Origin of the sequence: Streptomyces sp. SP18BB07, assembly GCF_036322545.1 — a bacterium.
GTDB lineage: Bacteria > Actinomycetota > Actinomycetes > Streptomycetales > Streptomycetaceae > Streptomyces > Streptomyces deccanensis.
On the sequence record NZ_JAQYWT010000370.1, the window covers coordinates 246,930 to 263,538 of the forward strand.

Below are 16,609 nucleotides of genomic sequence, written 5' to 3' on the forward strand. Positions count from 1 at the left end.
ATCACGGATGCGCATCACGGGCACACCCGTGACAGGCCACTGACAAACACCTGGAACCATGGTTCCGAGCGGTACGGCACGTCAGCGGGGCAGGGGAAGGGCACGGGGGATGACGGGTTCGGTACGGGGGCGCGCGCGTCCGGTATGGAGGGCTCACGGGGGGCGCGGGGTACGCGGACGGCTCGTGGTGGTGGTGCTGGCGCTGCTGGGGCTTCAGTTGGCGTCGCTCGTGGCACCGGCGTACGCCTGTGGTTGCGGCGCGATGGTGCCGGACGACCAGCGGAGCGTGTACGTGAGCCGTGAGCGGTCCGTGCTGCGCTGGGACGGGCGCGAGGAACAGATCGTGATGAGTCTGACGGTCTCCGGTGACGCCCGGACGGCCGCGTGGATCATGCCGGTGCCCAACCGGGCGACGGTGGAGCTGGGCGACGCGTCCCTCTTCGACCGGCTCGACGAGGAGACCGCGCCCCGGTACGAGAAGCGCGAGTACTTCTGGCCACGCTCGGACGACTGGCCGTTCGACATGTTCGAGGGCGACGGGATGGCGGGGGACGCCGCGCCCGGGGACCCGCGGTCCTCGGTGGGCGTCGTCGGCCGTGAGCGGCTCGGCCCGTTCGACGTGGCCCGGCTGACCGCCACGGACTCCGGCGCGCTCGGCGACTGGCTGGAGGAGAACGGCTTCCGGCTCCCGGACCGTCTGGACACGGCGCTGGAGCCGTACGTCCGGCAGAAGTGGGAGTACGTGGCGATCCGGCTGGCGCCCGAGGACACGGCCGACTCCGCCCCGCTCTCCGGCACCCTCGACCCGCTCCACCTCACCTTCGCCAGCGCCGAACCGGTCTACCCGATGCGGCTGTCGCGGCTGGCCACCACGCCGCAGGCGCTCGGTCTGTACGTGCTCGCCGAGCACCGGATGGAGCCGGGTTCGGCGATCGGCGGGGACGAGCCGGAGGTGACGTTCGCCGGCCGTCTCGGCGCACCGGGCGGCGCGCTCGGCGAGCTGACCGAGGGCGGCACGGACTTCCTCACCGCCGTCGAGCAGGACTTCCCGCGGCCGGAGCGGATCTCCGGCGACCACACGCTGCGGCGGGCCGCGGCCGACGACACCTATCGAGAGGTCATCCACGTGGACGAGATGTGGACCGTCTGGGGCATCCCCGGCTGGCTGCTGTCCTTCGGCATCGGCATGGCCGTGCTGGCGATCAAGGCGGTGGCGGTCGCGATCGTGCTCAAGCGCAACGCCAAGCGGCAACTGCCGCCCGTACCCCCGCCGGGCGCGGCCTTCATGCCGCCGGGCGCCTATCCGCCGGGGGCACCGGGCGTCTATCCGCCGGGGGCGCACATGCCACCGGGCGCCTATCCGCCGGGAGCACACATGCCGCCGGGAGCACCGATGCCCCCCGGGGCTCCGATGCCGCCCGGGGCCCATCCGCCGGCCGCGCCCGAGGCCCCGGCCGGCCCCAAGTCCGCGCCGAACGGCTGACACGCCTCCGGGAACCGCTGACAGGGAGCCCACCCCGCGCCTATATTCATTAGCGCACCTACTTAGCCGTTCTAAGTAATAACCCTGATGGAAGGCGCGGGAGGCACAGCTTCATGAGCGAGTCACGGACCTGGGACGACGTCGACGCCTACTTCTCCACCCACCTCGCCCCGAACGACGAGGCCCTGGCGGCGGCCCTGCGCGACAACGAGGCGGCCGGACTCCCGGCCATCGACGTCGCCGCCAACCAGGGCAAGTTCCTGCACCTGCTCGCCCTGATCCAGGGCGCCCGGCGCATCCTGGAGATCGGCACCCTCGGTGGCTACAGCACCATCTGGCTGGCCCGCGCGCTGCCCGCCGACGGCCGGCTGATCTCCCTGGAGTACAGCGCGCGGCACGCGGAGGTCGCGTGCCGCAACATCGCCCGCGCCGGGCTCGACGGACTCGTCGAGGTACGGGTCGGCCCCGCCCTGGAGTCGCTGCCCAAGCTGACCGACGAGAACCCCGAGCCGTTCGACCTGGTCTTCATCGACGCGGACAAGGCCAACAACCCGCACTACGTGGAGTGGGCCCTCAAGCTCACCCGGACCGGCAGCGTCATCGTCGTCGACAACGTCGTACGCGGCGGCCGGGTCGCCGACGCCGGCAGCACCGAACCGGACGTTCGCGGCACCCGGGCCGCCATCGAACTCATCGCCACGCACCCGAAGTTGAGCGGCACCGCGCTCCAGACCGTGGGCAGCAAGGGGTACGACGGCTTCGCGCTGGCCCGGGTGACCGACTGACCCCGCCGCCGGGAGCGGGCCCCCTCAGGCCTCGTGGTAGAAGCCCACGTTGACGCTGCGGGGGGCCGTGCGGTCGAGGATGACGAGTTCGCCGGAGCTGCCGTGCGGGAGCTTCGCCGTGCCGCCGTACGGCAGGGGCGAGGGCTGGTGGCCGAGCAGGGTCAGCCGCACCTCGGAGGATGGGTCGGCGTGCGACCCGCGCAGCCAGGTGACCTGCCAGCTCCCGTCGGGGGCGCACAGGAACTCCAGGTGCACACGGGAGACGAAGAGCCAGTCGTCGGGTGTCGCGAGCCGGCACACCGCCCGATCGCGGCCCACCCGGAGCACGCCGCCCGGCTCGCTGGGCGCGTCGGCCATCTGCATGCCGGCCGTCGCCCCGGCGTCCGCCTCGGAGACCGAGGCCATGGTGAGTTCGAGCACGTACCGCTCCTAACGGGTCAAACTCCAATTGTCGCTGCGCACGGCGCGTTTGGCGCGCCGCCGCCGCATGATAAATCGCCGGATCGTCCTGTTGTGCGGGCTCCGGCACAATGGACGCATGACCGAGCGAAAGCCCCCCGGTGTCAGCTTCGAGTCGTTCGTCGACAAACAGATCCGCGACGCCGAGGCGCGCGGCGACTTCAAGACCCTCCCCGGCGTCGGCCGGCCCCTTGAAGGCGACGACACCACGTACGACGAACTGTGGTGGATCAAAAGCAAGATGGCCCGCGAGGGCATGTCCGTCCTGCCCCCGACGCTGGCCCTGCGCAAGGAGGCCGAGGACGCCCTCGCGGCGGCCGCCGAGGCCCCTTCCGAACGGGTCGTCCGCAAGATCGTCACCGAGATCAACGCCAAGATCCGCGACATGATGTTCAAGCCCCCACCGGGACCACCGCTCGGCCTGAAGCCGTACGACGTGGAAGAGCTCGTACGCGAGTGGCACGAGCGCCGGGAGGGACGGCAGCGCCAGGAGGGGTGAACCCGCCGCCCGACCCCCGACACCCGTGCGGCCGACCCGCTCCCCGAAGCCCCCGGCGTCCCTATGCTGTGGGCCATCCACGAGGGGGCTCCATCTGCTGGTGCTCGAAGTCAGGTGAGTGAGCGTAACCATGTATGAGTGAGTGTCGTTGTCGGAGTGTGAATCTGACGGAATGGGCGAAGACGCAGGGCGTGCATCCGCAGACCGCGTATCGCTGGTTCCATGAGGGAACGCTGCCGGTACCGGCTCAGCGGGTCGGGCCACGCACGATCTTGGTGAACATCGACGCGAACGCCAGGCCCGAGGCCATCGGTGGTCTGGGCCTGTATGCCCGCGTCTCCTCGCGCGATCAGAAGACCGATCTGGAACGCCAAGTTGCTCGGCTGTCGGCGTGGGCGGGGAAGGCCGGTCACCGAGTCGTTCGCATTGAGGCGGAGATCGCTTCCGGGATGAACGGCTGCCGTTCCAAGGCCCGGTGTCTGCTGGCCGACCCGAACGTGACCTGCGTGGTGGTGGAGCACAAGGACCGGCTCGGCCGGATGAACGTCGAGCTTGTCGAGGCCGCCTTGTCCGCGACGGGCCGTCGCCTGCTGGTGCTGGACGACGGCGAGGTCGAAGACGACCTGGTGCGCGACATGGTGGAGGTGCTGACCTCGTTCTGCGCCCGCCTGTACGGGCGCAGGTCGGCGAAGAACCGCGCTCGCAAGGCACTGGAGGCCGCCGGACATGGCTGACCTCCGCCCGGTCGCCGCACCGGTCGTCGCCCTCGGCCCGTCCGGTGTGGCGGTACGTGACCGCCTCAAGCACCTGACTGGCGAAGACGAGAAGGTGTTGAGTCTGGTCGGCGCGCACCTCGGGTCGCTCGCCTCGAAGGACCTCAAGACCCGCTGCCGTGACGGCTTGGAGCACTCCACCCACACGTGGGCGGCCCGGAAACGGGAGCTGACCGCCGAGTCGTCGTCCAGGTGGGCCGGTGCGATCACAAAGGCCACTCACGACCAGTGGGCGCTTGCCCGGCGCGGCCAGGTCGCGCACGTGAAATCCCTCGAAGCAGGTATCACGACGATTCGGCACCGGCTGTCGCTCCCGGTGGGGGAGAAGGGAAGCAAGCGCGCCCCCGGCGGATACCGCTCCACGCACGAGTGGTTCCACAAGACGCGACGGCTGCATGTGCTTGAGGAGCGGCTCGACCAGGTTCAGGCCGACAGAGAAGCCGGACGTGTACATGTGGTACGCGGCGGTAAACGTCTGCTGGGCACCCGCCACAACCTTGAGCAGGCGCAGCTCACCGAGGACGAGTGGCATGAACGCTGGGAAGCCTCACGCTGGTTCCTCCAGGCCGACGGCGAGTCGGGGAAAAGGTTCGGCAACGAGACGATCCGCATCACCCCCGAGGGCGAAGTATCGATCAAGCTCCCCGCCCCGCTCGCCGACCTGTCCAACGCCAGGCATGGCCGGTACGTACTCACCGCGAAGGTACGGTTCCCTCACCGGGCACAGGAGTGGGCCGACCGTGTGGAGGCCGACCGGGCGGTCGCCTACCGCATCCACCATGACGTGCAGCGCGGACGCTGGTACCTGACCGCCTCCTGGCAGCACCCGGTCACCAAGACCATCCCCATGGCCACAGCCCTGGCCCAGGGCGTGGTCGGCGTGGACACCAACGCTGACCACCTCGCCGTATGGCGTCTCGACACGCACGGCAACCCGATCGGCCGGCCGCGCCGGTTCTTCTACGACCTGTCCGGCACCGCCCAGCACCGCGACGCCCAGGTACGGCACGCCCTCACACGGCTGCTGAACTGGACGAAAGCCTGCGGCGTCAAGGCCATCGCGGTCGAAGACCTCGACTTCCAGGCCGAGAAAACCAGAGAGAAGCACGGGCGAAGGCGCCGCTTCCGGCAGCTCATCTGCGACATGCCGACCGGCAGGCTCCGCGCCCGGCTGACCTCCATGGCCGACACCACCGGTATCGCGGTCATCGCCGTGGACCCGGCCTACACCAGCAAGTGGGGCGCCCAGCACTGGCAGAAGCCGATGGCCGGCCCCACCCGTAAGACCACCCGGCACGATGCGGCGAGCATCGCGATCGGACGACGCGCCCAGGGACACCCGATCCGGCGACGGACGGCACCGCCCCGTGCACACCAGAGCGATGTGCACGGGCATCGGACCGTCCAGGCCGACCGGCGTACCCCTGGGCGTGAGGGACCCCGCCCCCGCATCCCCGGACCACGGACACGATCCGTGCCGCCGGACGCGGCGAGTACGCGGGCGACCAGGACATCCAAAACCGTTCGGGGTGTCCGCAGTGACCAGGCATGGGTCCAAGACTCACTCCTGCTCACTGAATAGGAACGGTACGTGTGGACGCTGTTGCCGGTGCTCGCCTGGCGTCGAGCGTGGTCGCTCCCCTGGTCAAGAAACTCTTCGTGCAGCAGGGCGCCGGCGCCGGTCTCGTCTCCCGGCCGGTGCGGGTCTCGGGGCTGGTGTCGTTCCGCGGCGAGAAGCGGACCCTCGGCGAGAAGGAACTCCAGAAGGTCGCGGCGGAGCTGGTCGCGCGTGCCGTCGGTTCGGCCGGCCCGGTCGAACGGCCGGTGGCCGTCGACGAGGAGGAGGCCGTCGCCGCGGCGCTGGCCCGGACGCTGAGCGCGCTGGGCGACCTGGAGATGGACGACGTCCAGGCGGTGCAGCTAGGCCACCGGGCACTGGCCAGACGGCTGCGTGACGCGGACCCCCGGGTGACCTTCGACCTCTCCGACGACGCCGCCCGGCTGCACGACACCCTGGTGGACGTCGCCTGCCTGCACATCCTGCGCTTCTTCACCCAGCGCTCGACGTTCGTCACCCGCACCCTGGTCAGCCAGAGCAGCCGGCTCGCCGAGGCCGTCACCCGGATCGACCTCCTGCTGGAACGCACCCCCTCACGGATCGGCGAGGACGCCGCCTTCGAGGCGCGGTACGCGGCGTACGTCATCGAGAAGTACGGCACACTCACGATCTACGGCATCGACTTCACCAACTCCCCGACGCCCGCTTCGAGATCACGACCATCGTCTGACGGGGCGCGACGGTCGGCCCGACCGCCCCGGTCACGCCTTCACAACAGCGCCCAGAAGATGCCACCGAAAAAGGCCAACGCGATCAGGATGCCCAGCAGTACGGCAAGCAGTGTGCGGGCGAGGGAGTCGGGGGCAATGATCGACTGCGGGTCCGCCGTCGACGTCGGCCAGACCGTCGACGGCTTTCGCGCGGGCTCCGGTCGGACCCGGGTGCGTTCCGCCTCACAGGTGCCCTCGGGTGTCCTCGACCAGGTCGTGCCCGTGGCGTGGTTCGTCGCGGAGAGGCGCACCAGGGCGTCGTGGTCGACGTCGAGCCTCACGTCGATGTCCGCGGCCCGGCCCCGCGCGGCCGCCGGCAGGTCGGGCAGATCCAGAAGGCCGATCAGAGCGTTGTCGGCCGCGTTGTCGCTCTCGCCCTCGTAGACCGGGATCCGGACGACGGCGCAGTCCTCCGCGTCCCCGTCGCGGGCCGGGGTGAACAGCTCCGAGCGCAGGGTCGGAAGGGTGGTGTCCCGCGCGATGAGTGTTCGCATGACGCCGCCCCGGGTGGCAACCCCCAGGGAGTGCGAGGTCACTTCCAGGACCAGGGCGTCGCGAACGATCCCGGTGAGTACGCCCGCCTGGAGCGCGGCGCCGTACGCGACAGCCTCGCCCGGCTGCGTCACCACGATCGGTGTGTGGTCGCCGAAGTGGTTCCGGACCAGCGAGAGCACGGAGGGCATCCGGGTCGCCCCTCCGGTCATGACGACCCGGGACACCTCCGACACCGAGATGCCCACAGCGGCGAACACCTCCGCCAGGGCTGCCCCGCACCGGTCGAGAAGAGGCCGGGTGACGTGTAGGAACTCGTCCCGGCTCAGCCGGTCGCGCAGATGCAGCGGCCCCGCTGCGGACATCGCGACGCAGGGCACCTCGATCGTGGCCTCGGGGGCCGACGAGAGTTCGATCTTGGCGTTCTCGGCGGCCTCGCACAGCCGGCGCAGGGACGTCGGGTCGGCCGCCGGGTCCATTCCGTGCAGCTCCCGGAAGCGGGCGGCGAGATGCCCGGCCGTCTCCCTGTCCCAGTCGTCACCACCGAGACGGGCGTCACCACGGCTCGCCTTGACCTCGACGACGCCGTCCCCGACCTCCACCAGGGAGAAGGCGAAGGTTCCACCGCCGCAGTGGACGACCAGGACGACCTCGTCGTCGCGGTTGATCCCGTCGAACAGGGCTGCCGCCGTGGGCTCGTTGAGGAGGCGCAGCACCGGCAGGCCCGCCAGTGCGCCCGCTTCTTTGACGGCCAGGCGGGCGGCGTGCGAGAAGTGGGTCGGCACGGTGACCACGGCACCGGTGACCTCCTCGTCAAGATACGTCTCGGCATCCCGCTTGAGCTTGGCGAGGAGCAGCGCGGTGATCCCGCTGGCCCTGTGGGTCCTCCCGCCGTGGACGTAGATCCGGCCGGTGCCCATGTGCTGCTTGACGCGGGAGACGGTGCCGGAGACATCGGCGACGGCCTGCCTGCGGGCCGCCTCGCCGATCAGCGTCATATCGTCCGCCGTGAAGGCCACCAAGGACGGTGTGATGCCGGAACCCTCAGCGTTGGGGACGACGAAGGGTTTTCGCCACGTCTCGGCGGTACCGTCGAGCGCTGCGACGATGGCGCCCTTCGTGCCCAGATCGATCCCCACGACACGTGCCATGCCGCCCCCTTCGAACATTCACGCAGCCTGAAGGGATGCTAGGAGCCCAGGGGCGCCCCGGGCGTGGTGCAGCGTGGATGCGCCCCCGGAACGCAACCATCCGCCGCACGACCATCCTCGCCCGGCCGGCCTGCGGCACCCCGGAATCGCGCACAGGAGACCGCGCCCCGGGGCACGACCCGGGGCGCGGTCTCGGCGTGTGCCGCCGTCGCCGTCAGAGGCGCAGCAGCCGTTCGGTCAGCTCGCGGTAGTCGCGCAGGGCGAGGCGGAGCTGTTCGGTGTCGGTGGCGGTGGCGCGGTCGTCGGCCGTGGTCTCCCAGGAGGAGCGGAGGGTACGGCGCCGCTGGGTCATCGCGTCGGTGAAGCGGGCGGTGACCTCTTCCAGGACGTGGTCGGCCTCCTCGACGGCGGACCGGGGCCCGTCGACGAACCCGCCGACCGCGTGCTGCATCCGCAGCGTCAGCTTGTCGCTTTCGTCATGGGGCAGCAGCGATGATCCGGCCCCACCTGCGGACCGGGAGCCGGTCCCGTCGGAAGCCCGGGTGGCGTTCTCGCCCCGGCCCCGGCCGGGCTCGTCGCGGACGCCCATCGTCTTGTGCTCGGTACGGCCGCCGGTGCCGCCCTCGTCGAGGTCGTGGCCGGCCACCAGCGATGCTCCGGTGCCGGTGCCGCCCGCCGTCGAGCCGGTCGCGTCCGCCGCGCGGGTGCCCGCAGCGACGCCGCCCGTCCGCGTGCCGTCACGCCTCGCGTCGGCTTCCCGCGTATCACGCGGACCGCGTTCGCGGATGCTCTCGCTCTTCGTCACGTCGTCAGTCATCCCCCTCAACTCCCTTTCGCGTGGCGCCTGGCCGGCGCCCATGGCAGATGGGACCGGTGGCGGCCGTCGGCAGCCGCACCGTCGCGCCCGTCGCGTCGGGCAGAGCCGTCGCGGTGAGCGCGGCCCGCGGAACCGGCCGAGGCGTCACGGTCGGCCCGCGCGTCCCGGCGGTCCGGTGTCACCAGGTCCTCGAACAGGGCGCGGGCCTCGATCACGGCCTCGCGCAGGTCCTCGGTGCCGGTGCCGGGACCGACGCCGTTGGCGTCACCCGTTCCCGTGCGGCCCTGCGTGGTGTCGCCGCTGGTGTGCGCCGCGAGGTGCACCCGGCGGTAGCCGTGCACATGGTGGGCGTGGTGGACGGAGAGCGCCTCCAGCTGGGTCTCGTAGCGGTCCCCTTCCGGGAAGCCACGGGCCGCGGCCACCTCGGAGAGCAGCCGGTCCGCCTCGGCGACCGCCTCACGGGGCGAGTCGACGAAGCGCTCCTGGGCGGCGGCCCAGCGCGACTCGTACCGTTCGCGCTCGGCGCTCGACAGCGGCCGCTTCTCCAGCGAGCCGTGCCGCTTCACCCGCTCCGCGAGTTCCCGGGCGGCGGCCCGCTCGTCGCCGTCGTGGCGGGCCACGGTCCGGTCGTACTCCGGTCCGAAACGCCGCTTCAGCGAGCCCCCGCCACCCGCGCTCCTCCGGGCGCGCAGGGCCAGGACTGCGGCCACGACGACCACGACCGCCACGATCACGATCAAAGCGATGATCAATCCTGTGGACATGAATGCCTTCCAGAGTCCTCGGCCCGGGCGTCTCGCCCCGTCGGGCCGTTTCGCACCGGGTTGCCCGAACCCGGTCGTTCAAACGGCAAGCGCGTGCGCGCGGACGACGACGTGACGCGCGGGGCGACGACGGCGTAAATCGTTTGCGAGCCGCCCCTCCCCGCTCCCGACAATGACCGCCATGACCCGTACGACACCCACCGCGGCACGCTGGTCCGTGGCCGCCGAGCCCTACGACTCCCCCGTGGCCGCCGCTCTCTGGCGGGCGTACTACACGGAGGTCAGCGACCGTTGGTACCTGCTGCACGAAGGGCGCGCCACGGACCCGGACGAACTGGAGCGGGAGGTCGCGGCCGACACCGGGGAGTACCTGGCGCCGCCGAACGGGCTGCTGTTGCTCGCGCAGTACGGGGGCGAGCCGGTCGGCACGGCCGGGGTGCGGCTGGCGGACGCCACGACGGCCGAGCTCAAGCGGGTCTACCTACGGCCGCAGGCCCGGGGCAGGGGCGGCGCCGCGCTGCTCGTCACGGCGGCCGAGGACGCGGCCCGCGCCCTGGGCGCCGAACGGGTGGTGCTCGACACCCGGGGCGACCTGGTGGAGGCCCGCGCGCTGTACGCGCGGCTCGGGTACGTGGAGAGCGCCCCGCACAACGACCACGCGTACGCGGAGCACTGGTTCACGAAGGAACTGACGGGGACGTCGGGGCCGTAGGAGGCGTGGGGGGTGCCGGTGGCCCGCCGGAGGTCGGCCTGACGACGGCCGACCGGCGGGTGATCGCCCCTGCGGCGTGCGGGCGTTCCTCGTCGGACCCGCACAGTTCGGCGTTGAGTTCCTCGACGAGACGGATGAGGTCGGTGGGACGGTCGGGGCCCCACCAGTCGCCGAGGAGTTCGGCGAGGGAGTCCTCGCGGGCCTTGGCGAGCCGGTCGGCGGCCTGGTGGCCGGTGTCGGTGAGGATGAGATCGATGCCGTCGCGACGGGCGAGACGACGCTCCTCGACCTGCCGGGTCGCCGCCATGATCACGTCGAGCGGGACGGTGCTGCGTTCCGCGAGCACGGCGGGTTCGGCCCAGCCGTACCGCCGGATCCGCAGCAGCAGCCAACTCGACGCGGGCAGCAGGTCGTAGCCGGCCCGTGCGGTGATCTTCCGGTAGATCTCGCGGCGGCCCTCCCGGGAGCCGAGCACCGACAGCGCCCGGCACACCTCGTCGTACGACGACCGCTCGACCGGGTTGCTGGCGAGCGTCTCCGTGGCGTCCGGCGCCGTCACGGACGCCCGCAGCCGGTCCTCGCGCAGGAACCAGGCGAGGACGAAGCCGAGGAGGGCGACCGGGGCCGCGTAGACGAAGACGTCGGTGATGGAGGAGGCGTACGCGTCGAGGACGGGCGGGCGCAGCGCGGCCGGAAGGTCGGCGATCTCACGCGGATCGGCCTTCAGCCCCTGCACCGTGACGCCGGAGGGCAGCGCGGCCCCGTCGAGCGCGTCGGTGAGCTTGTCGCCGAGGTGCCCGGCGAAGACCGTACCGAAGACGGCTACGCCGAACGAGGCACCGATGGACCGGAAGAAGGTCGCGCCGGAGGTGGCGACGCCGAGGTCCTCGTAGGAGACGGCGTTCTGCACGATGAGGACGAGGACCTGCATGACGAGGCCGAGCCCGGCGCCGAAGACGAAGAGATACGCGCTCATCTCACCGTCGCCGCTGTCCGCGTCCAGTTGGTGCAGGAGCAGCAGGCCCAGCGTGGTGACGGCCGTACCGGCGAGCGGGAACACCTTCCAGCGGCCCGTGCGGCTGACGATCTGTCCGGAGACGGTCGAGGACAGCAGCAGCCCGAACACCATGGGCAGCATGTGCACACCGGACATGGTCGGCGAGACGCCGTGCACGACCTGAAGGAACGTCGGCAGATAGGTCATCGCGCCGAACATCGCGAACCCGACGACGAAGCTGATCACGGCGGACAGGGTGAAGGTGCGGACGCGGAACAGCTTGAGCGGCAGGACGGGTTCGGCGGCCCGCCGCTCGACGGCCACGAACACGACGACCAGCAGCACGGCCAGCACGCAGAGGCCGACGATCTGCGGCGAGTTCCAGTCCCAGGTGGTGCCGCCGAGGGAGGCGACCAGGACCAGACAGGTGGCCACGGAGGCGATCAGGAAGGTCCCGAGATAGTCGATGACATGCCGCTCGGACCGGCGCGGGATGCGCAGCACGGCGGCGATGACGACCAACGCGACCGCTCCGACGGGCAGGTTGACGTAGAACACCCAACGCCAGCTCAGATGCTCGGTGAACAGTCCGCCCAGCAGCGGCCCGAGCACACTCGTCGCGCCGAAGACAGCGCCGAACAGCCCCTGGTAGCGCCCGCGTTCGCGCGGCGGGACGAGGTCGCCGACGATCGCCATCGACAACACCATGAGTCCGCCGCCGCCGAGACCCTGCAGCGCGCGGAACCCGATCAACTGGGGCATGTCCTGGGCCGCCCCGCACAGCGTCGACCCGATGAGAAAAATCACGATCGCCGTCTGGAACAGCCGCTTCCGGCCGTACTGGTCCCCGAGCTTCCCCCACAGCGGGGTCGCCGCCGTCGCGGCCAGCATGTACGCCGTGACCACCCACGACAGGTGCTCCAGCCCGCCGAGATCGCTCACGATCGTCGGCAGGGCAGTCGACACGATCGTCTGGTCCAGCGCGGCCAGCAGCATCCCCAGCAGCAGGGCCCCGATGGAGACCATCACCCCGCCGGGCACCCGCTCGGAGATGGGGACGCCGTGGCCACGAGGGCCGGGCCGGGGTGTGGGGCCGTGCGTGGGCTGGTGCGCGCGGTCGTGCGCGGGCCGGTGCGCGGGCCGGTGCGCGGGCTCGTTACCGATGTCGTCGGTCATGCAGACCTCCTGAGGACCCGAGGACCTCGTACAGCGCCCTCAGTCTCCTCTTCTTCTCCCTCTTCCTCCATGTCCGTTCCATGGTGGTCGGTGTGACCGGTTATGGCCTGTCGAAGCTTTCCGGAACCCGTCATTCCCGGGGTGCCTGGGAGATTCTGTGTCGACGCTTTGCTTAAACTCTGGAGACTTCACGGGGAGGAACGACACGTGAGTGAACCGACCAGTCACATATGCCCGGAGTGCTTCACACCCCGGGCCTCGGACGGCACGCCGTCCTGCGCGTGCGGCCGCCGCGCGTCCGAGGCCCTGCTGGAGACCCGTACGGCCGAGGCGGCGGCCGCGGAGGACTTCGACCCCCTCCGGATACGCCCTTACGTGGAGCTGGGTGACGACAGCGACGCCCGCCCCGGCCAGGCGCCGACGATCGCGATGCCGATGACCACGGCGAAGAACGCGACCACCGGGACCACCCCGACCGCACCGGACACGTCAGCCGTACGGCGGTCGTTCCTGTCCGGCCCCACGACCTCGGCGGCGCCCGCGACCCCCTTCCCCTCCGCCGCGACCGCCACGCCGTCGCCGGGGCGGCCCCGGGGCCGGCGCCGCCGCCGTACGGGGCTGATGGTCGCCCTCGCCGGGACGGCCGCCGCCGGAGTGATGGCCGCCGCGGGATTCGCGAGCGGGCTGTTCTCGTACGAGGCCCCCGTGCGGGACCGCGCGCTGCCGGACGACCTGCGAGCGAGCGTGCCGGACACGTCGCCCGACGGGGAGGCGTCGCCGGTGGAGCCGTCCGGTGAGGGCGGCGGCGGGGGCGGGGTGCCCGCACCCGCGCCGTCGAGCGGCGGCGGGGGGTCGCCGAGCCCGACGAAGGACCCGTCACCCTCTCCGTCCCCCTCCGAGCCGTCGGGCTCGCCGTCGCCGTCCGTGTCGCCGACGCCCGAGCAGAGCGCGCCGAGCGCGGGCGCCTCCACGGGTTCCTCGGCCGCCGGCGCGAACGAGGCGGACGACAGCCGCATCGTGGCCCCCAAGACGCTCCGCATCGGCGACGACGACCCCGAGGTCACCGAACTCCAGCTCCGGCTGCGCCAGTTGGGCATCTACGCCGGTGACATCGACGAGAGCTTCGACGAGCAGGTCGAACAGGCCGTCCTCGTCTACCAGAACACGCGCGGCATCACGAAGGACAGGGAGGAGCCGGGCGTCTACGGCCTGGTGACCCGGCAGCGCCTGGAGTCCGAGACGAAGGAGCCGTGACCGACGGGGGACTGCCGCTGCCCCCTCGTCGCACGTGATGCAGGATGAGGCCATGAGCATCGTCAAGATCAATGTCCTCACGGTTCCGGCCGAGCAGCGCGAGACGCTGGAGAAGCGGTTCGCTTCCCGCGCCGGGGTGGTCGAGAACTCCGATGGCTTCGAGTGGTTCGAGTTGCTGCGCCCCGTCGACGGCACCGACAACTACCTCGTCTACACCCGCTGGCGCGACGAGGCCGCGTTCCAGGCGTGGATGGAGGGCCCCATGAAGCAGGCCCACCAGGGCGGCGGCGACCGCCCCAGGCCGGCCGCCTCCGACTCCTCCGTCTGGACCTTCGAGGTCCTCCAGCAGACGGGCCCGAAGACCGACGCCTGACCCCCACTCGAAACACCTCCCGGCACCTGACCGCCACGACTCGGCGGTCAGGAGGCCTGGTGGTGGGACACCGTGACGCCGTCGGCCTTCAGGGTCGTGGGGTAGCGGGCCGACACCTCGTCGATGTCGGAAAGAACGAGCGCCGCGGGCCTCCCGCGCGCGGGGCGGACGGACGACCGCGCCTCGTCGCCCGGATCCGTGAACAGCTCGGCCTCGATACGTTCGTCCGGTCATCCGGCCTCCACGGGCCGGCGCCCACCGGCACACACGCGCGGGACCCCGATGCCCCGCCCCCCGAATACCCACCTTTTTGTGGGTACTTGGCGGCCGGCCGAGGGCGGGCGATCCTTGTGGTGAGGGAGCGGCCGACGGGGGCGCGCCACTGAGCGGGGCGGAAGACGAGACGATGACGTGACGGTGAGGCCTACGGCGACGACGTCGCCGACAGTGACGCTCCGGTGAGCGTCTCCAGGCGTCGGTGCCCCCAGTCCGACAACGGCCCCAGCAGCTCGGAGAGTTCGCGGCCGAACGGGGTCAGCGAGTAGACGGTCTTCAGCGGCAGCTCGTCGTGCACCTCCCGGTGCACGAGCCCGTCCGTCTCCATCTCGCGAAGCGCCTGCGTCAGCACCTTCTCGCTGAGACCGGGCAGCAGCCGACGCAGCTCACCCGGCCGGTGCGGGCCGGACTCCAGCCGCCACAGCAGCGACGTCTTCCACTTTCCCTCGATCACGGCGATCGCCGCGGTCACCCCGCACACACTCGCGTCCTGGGCACGCCTGCGCCTCATTCCCGCTCCCCCCAGCCCATCAGTCGCGAATTCACCAACCCACCTATTCTGCACAGGAGTTACCGAGCCATGCCCGCACACACCGAAGAGCACACCGCCGCCGACACCCCCGCCGTCACCGTACTCGGCCTGGGCCCGATGGGCCGCGCCCTCGCCGGCGCCTTCCTCGACGCCGGGCTGCGGACCACGGTCTGGAACCGGACGCCGGGCCGGGACGAGGAGCTGGTGGCGCGCGGCGCGATCAGCGCCGGGTCGGCGGAGGAGGCGGTGGCCGCGAGCCCGCTGACCGTCGTCTGCGTGGTCAACTACGACGCCTCGGACGCGGTGCTGCGCACCCCGGCGGTCACCGGCGCCCTCAAGGGCCGCACGGTGGTCAATCTGACCGCCGACACCCCGCACCGGGCCCGGGACACCGCCGCGTGGGCGGAAGAGCACGGCGTCGCGTACCTGGACGGGGCGATCATGACGCCGACGCCGGTCATCGGCACCCCGGACGGCGTGTTCATCTACAGCGGCGACGCGGAGCTGTACCGGGCGCACCGGCCCGTGCTGGACGCGCTGGGCGGCGCCCACACCCACCTGGGCGAGGACATCGGCCGGGCCGCCACGTTCGACGTCGCGCTGCTCGACCTCTTCTGGACCGCGATCACCGGTTACACGCATGCCCTGGCGCTGGCCCGGGCGGAGGGTGTCAGCGCCCAGGAGCTGACCCCGTTCGCCCAGGGGATCGCCGCGATCCTGCCGCCGCTCTTCGAGGAGGGCGCGAAGGAGGTCGACAGCGGCCGGCACTCCGGCGAGGGCAACCCGCTCACCTCGGCGTTGTCGACCATGACCCATGTCGTCGAGGTCTCCGAGTCGCACGGCATCGACGCGAGCGTCATGCGGTCGGCCGAGGGCTTCGTCCGCCGCGCCATCGCCCAGGGCCACGGCGAGGACGGCTTCACCAGGCTGACGGAGGTACTCGACCACCAGCGCTGACACCACGCGCCCCGGGGCCCACCAGGGCCCCGAGTCGCATTCGGAACATCAACCCACCGTGAGCCGGATCAGACCACCCGCGGCGACCTCGACCCGCACCGTGGTCAGGTCCGGCACCACGACGTCCGGCCCGTGGGACCGGGCCCGCTCCCCGATGCCCACGACCCGCATCCCCGCGGCGCGCCCGGCCCGGATCCCCGCCTCGGAGTCCTCGAACACGACGCAGTCCTCGGGCGCGACGCCCAGTTCGGCGGCCCCCTTCAGGAAACCCTCGGGGTCCGGCTTGCTCGCGCCGACGGACTCGGCGGTGACGCGCACCTCGGGCAGCGCCAGCCCGGCCGCACCCATCCGTGCGGTGGACAGCGCGACGTCCGCCGAGGTCACGAGGGCGTGCGGCACACCGCCGGCGACGAGGGAGGCGAGGAACTCGGGCGCGCCGGGTATCGGGACGACACCGTCCACGTCGGCGGTCTCCTCGGCCAGCATCCGCGCGTTGTCCGCGAGGTTCTGCTCCATGGGCCGGTCCGGCAGCAGAACGGCCATCGTGGCGTAGCCCTGGCGGCCGTGGACCACCTTCATGATGTCGGCGCCGTCCAGCCCGTGCCGCTCGGCCCAGCGCCGCCAGACGCGTTCGACGGCGGCGTCCGAGTTGACGAGGGTGCCGTCCATGTCGAGCAGGAGGGCGCGGGCGGTCAGAACGGTCGTGGCCGTCATCAGCAGCTCCAAGGCGCGAAAAAGGGGGCCGCGGACGGGGTCGCACCCGACGAGGCGGCCCGGAGGG

Annotated in this window: 16 protein-coding genes and 1 pseudogene; 10 read left to right on the forward strand and 7 right to left on the reverse strand. The window is 71.6% G+C overall.

The window, feature by feature from the left end; translation table 11 throughout:
- The first annotated feature begins 184 nt into the window (after positions 1 to 184).
- Positions 185 to 1,483 (forward strand): DUF2330 domain-containing protein, encoded by a 1,299-nt coding sequence (locus tag PUR53_RS46490; protein ID WP_443080446.1) that lies wholly within the window; start codon positions 185 to 187, stop codon positions 1,481 to 1,483.
- 113 nt (positions 1,484 to 1,596) lie between these two features.
- On the forward strand, positions 1,597 to 2,268 hold the full coding sequence (locus tag PUR53_RS46495; protein ID WP_329901519.1) for an O-methyltransferase: 672 nt from the start codon (positions 1,597 to 1,599) through the stop codon (positions 2,266 to 2,268).
- A gap of 24 nt (positions 2,269 to 2,292) precedes the next feature.
- Here the strand turns inward: PUR53_RS46495 and PUR53_RS46500 are convergent, their stop codons facing one another.
- Positions 2,293 to 2,688: an FHA domain-containing protein gene (locus PUR53_RS46500; RefSeq protein WP_045557963.1), complete on the reverse strand. Its 396-nt coding sequence runs from the start codon at positions 2,686 to 2,688 to the stop codon at positions 2,293 to 2,295.
- A gap of 118 nt (positions 2,689 to 2,806) precedes the next feature.
- Here PUR53_RS46500 and PUR53_RS46505 point away from each other — a divergent pair, with 118 nt between their 5' ends.
- The 4 genes and pseudogenes from PUR53_RS46505 to PUR53_RS48460 all read left to right on the forward strand — a co-directional run.
- A complete protein-coding gene (locus PUR53_RS46505) occupies positions 2,807 to 3,226 on the forward strand; it encodes a J-domain-containing protein (RefSeq protein ID WP_329901520.1) in 420 nt (139 codons plus the stop codon).
- 158 nt (positions 3,227 to 3,384) lie between these two features.
- Entirely contained in the window at positions 3,385 to 3,960 is a 576-nt protein-coding gene (locus tag PUR53_RS46510; RefSeq protein WP_329901521.1) for an IS607 family transposase, read from the forward strand.
- Positions 3,953 to 5,581 (forward strand): transposase, encoded by a 1,629-nt coding sequence (locus PUR53_RS46515; RefSeq protein WP_329901522.1) that lies wholly within the window; start codon positions 3,953 to 3,955, stop codon positions 5,579 to 5,581. The genes PUR53_RS46510 and PUR53_RS46515 overlap by 8 nt, the downstream gene beginning before the upstream one ends.
- Positions 5,582 to 5,658: 77 nt before the next feature.
- A pseudogene (locus PUR53_RS48460) lies at positions 5,659 to 6,081 on the forward strand (NACHT N-terminal Helical domain 1-containing protein); the annotation flags it as partial.
- Between the two features lie 245 nt (positions 6,082 to 6,326).
- On the opposite strand, the gene PUR53_RS46525 reads toward PUR53_RS48460, so the two are convergent.
- The 3 genes from PUR53_RS46525 to PUR53_RS46535 all read right to left on the reverse strand — a co-directional run bounded on the left by PUR53_RS46525 (position 6,327) and on the right by PUR53_RS46535 (position 9,551).
- Positions 6,327 to 7,970, reverse strand: a complete 1,644-nt coding sequence (locus PUR53_RS46525; protein ID WP_329901524.1) for an Hsp70 family protein — start codon at positions 7,968 to 7,970, stop codon at positions 6,327 to 6,329.
- 214 nt (positions 7,971 to 8,184) lie between these two features.
- On the reverse strand, positions 8,185 to 8,787 hold the full coding sequence (locus PUR53_RS46530; RefSeq protein ID WP_329912501.1) for a hypothetical protein: 603 nt from the start codon (positions 8,785 to 8,787) through the stop codon (positions 8,185 to 8,187).
- 5 nt (positions 8,788 to 8,792) lie between these two features.
- On the reverse strand, positions 8,793 to 9,551 hold the full coding sequence (locus PUR53_RS46535; protein ID WP_329912502.1) for a hypothetical protein: 759 nt from the start codon (positions 9,549 to 9,551) through the stop codon (positions 8,793 to 8,795).
- Between the two features lie 181 nt (positions 9,552 to 9,732).
- Between PUR53_RS46535 and PUR53_RS46540 the strand changes: the two genes are divergently transcribed.
- On the forward strand, positions 9,733 to 10,263 hold the full coding sequence (locus PUR53_RS46540; protein ID WP_329912503.1) for a GNAT family N-acetyltransferase: 531 nt from the start codon (positions 9,733 to 9,735) through the stop codon (positions 10,261 to 10,263).
- Here the strand turns inward: PUR53_RS46540 and PUR53_RS46545 are convergent.
- A complete protein-coding gene (locus PUR53_RS46545) occupies positions 10,229 to 12,286 on the reverse strand; it encodes an MDR family MFS transporter (RefSeq protein WP_329901709.1) in 2,058 nt (685 codons plus the stop codon). The two genes, PUR53_RS46540 and PUR53_RS46545, sit on opposite strands and share 35 nt — an antisense overlap.
- A gap of 357 nt (positions 12,287 to 12,643) precedes the next feature.
- Between PUR53_RS46545 and PUR53_RS46550 the strand changes: the two genes are divergently transcribed.
- Positions 12,644 to 13,690 (forward strand): peptidoglycan-binding domain-containing protein, encoded by a 1,047-nt coding sequence (locus PUR53_RS46550; protein WP_329901528.1) that lies wholly within the window; start codon positions 12,644 to 12,646, stop codon positions 13,688 to 13,690.
- A 52-nt stretch (positions 13,691 to 13,742) separates the two neighbouring features.
- Positions 13,743 to 14,063: an antibiotic biosynthesis monooxygenase family protein gene (locus PUR53_RS46555; RefSeq protein ID WP_329901529.1), complete on the forward strand. Its 321-nt coding sequence runs from the start codon at positions 13,743 to 13,745 to the stop codon at positions 14,061 to 14,063.
- 424 nt (positions 14,064 to 14,487) lie between these two features.
- On the opposite strand, the gene PUR53_RS46560 is transcribed toward PUR53_RS46555, so the two are convergent.
- Complete coding sequence (locus PUR53_RS46560) at positions 14,488 to 14,850, reverse strand: winged helix-turn-helix transcriptional regulator (RefSeq protein ID WP_329901530.1); 363 nt, start codon at positions 14,848 to 14,850, stop codon at positions 14,488 to 14,490.
- Between the two features lie 69 nt (positions 14,851 to 14,919).
- Here PUR53_RS46560 and PUR53_RS46565 point away from each other — a divergent pair, with 69 nt between their 5' ends.
- Positions 14,920 to 15,828 (forward strand): NAD(P)-dependent oxidoreductase, encoded by a 909-nt coding sequence (locus PUR53_RS46565; RefSeq protein WP_329901531.1) that lies wholly within the window; start codon positions 14,920 to 14,922, stop codon positions 15,826 to 15,828.
- Between the two features lie 48 nt (positions 15,829 to 15,876).
- Here the strand turns inward: PUR53_RS46565 and PUR53_RS46570 are convergent, their stop codons facing one another.
- Positions 15,877 to 16,542, reverse strand: coding sequence for an HAD family hydrolase (locus PUR53_RS46570; protein WP_329901532.1), 666 nt, complete (start codon positions 16,540 to 16,542; stop codon positions 15,877 to 15,879).
- Between the last annotated feature and the right edge of the window lie 67 nt (positions 16,543 to 16,609).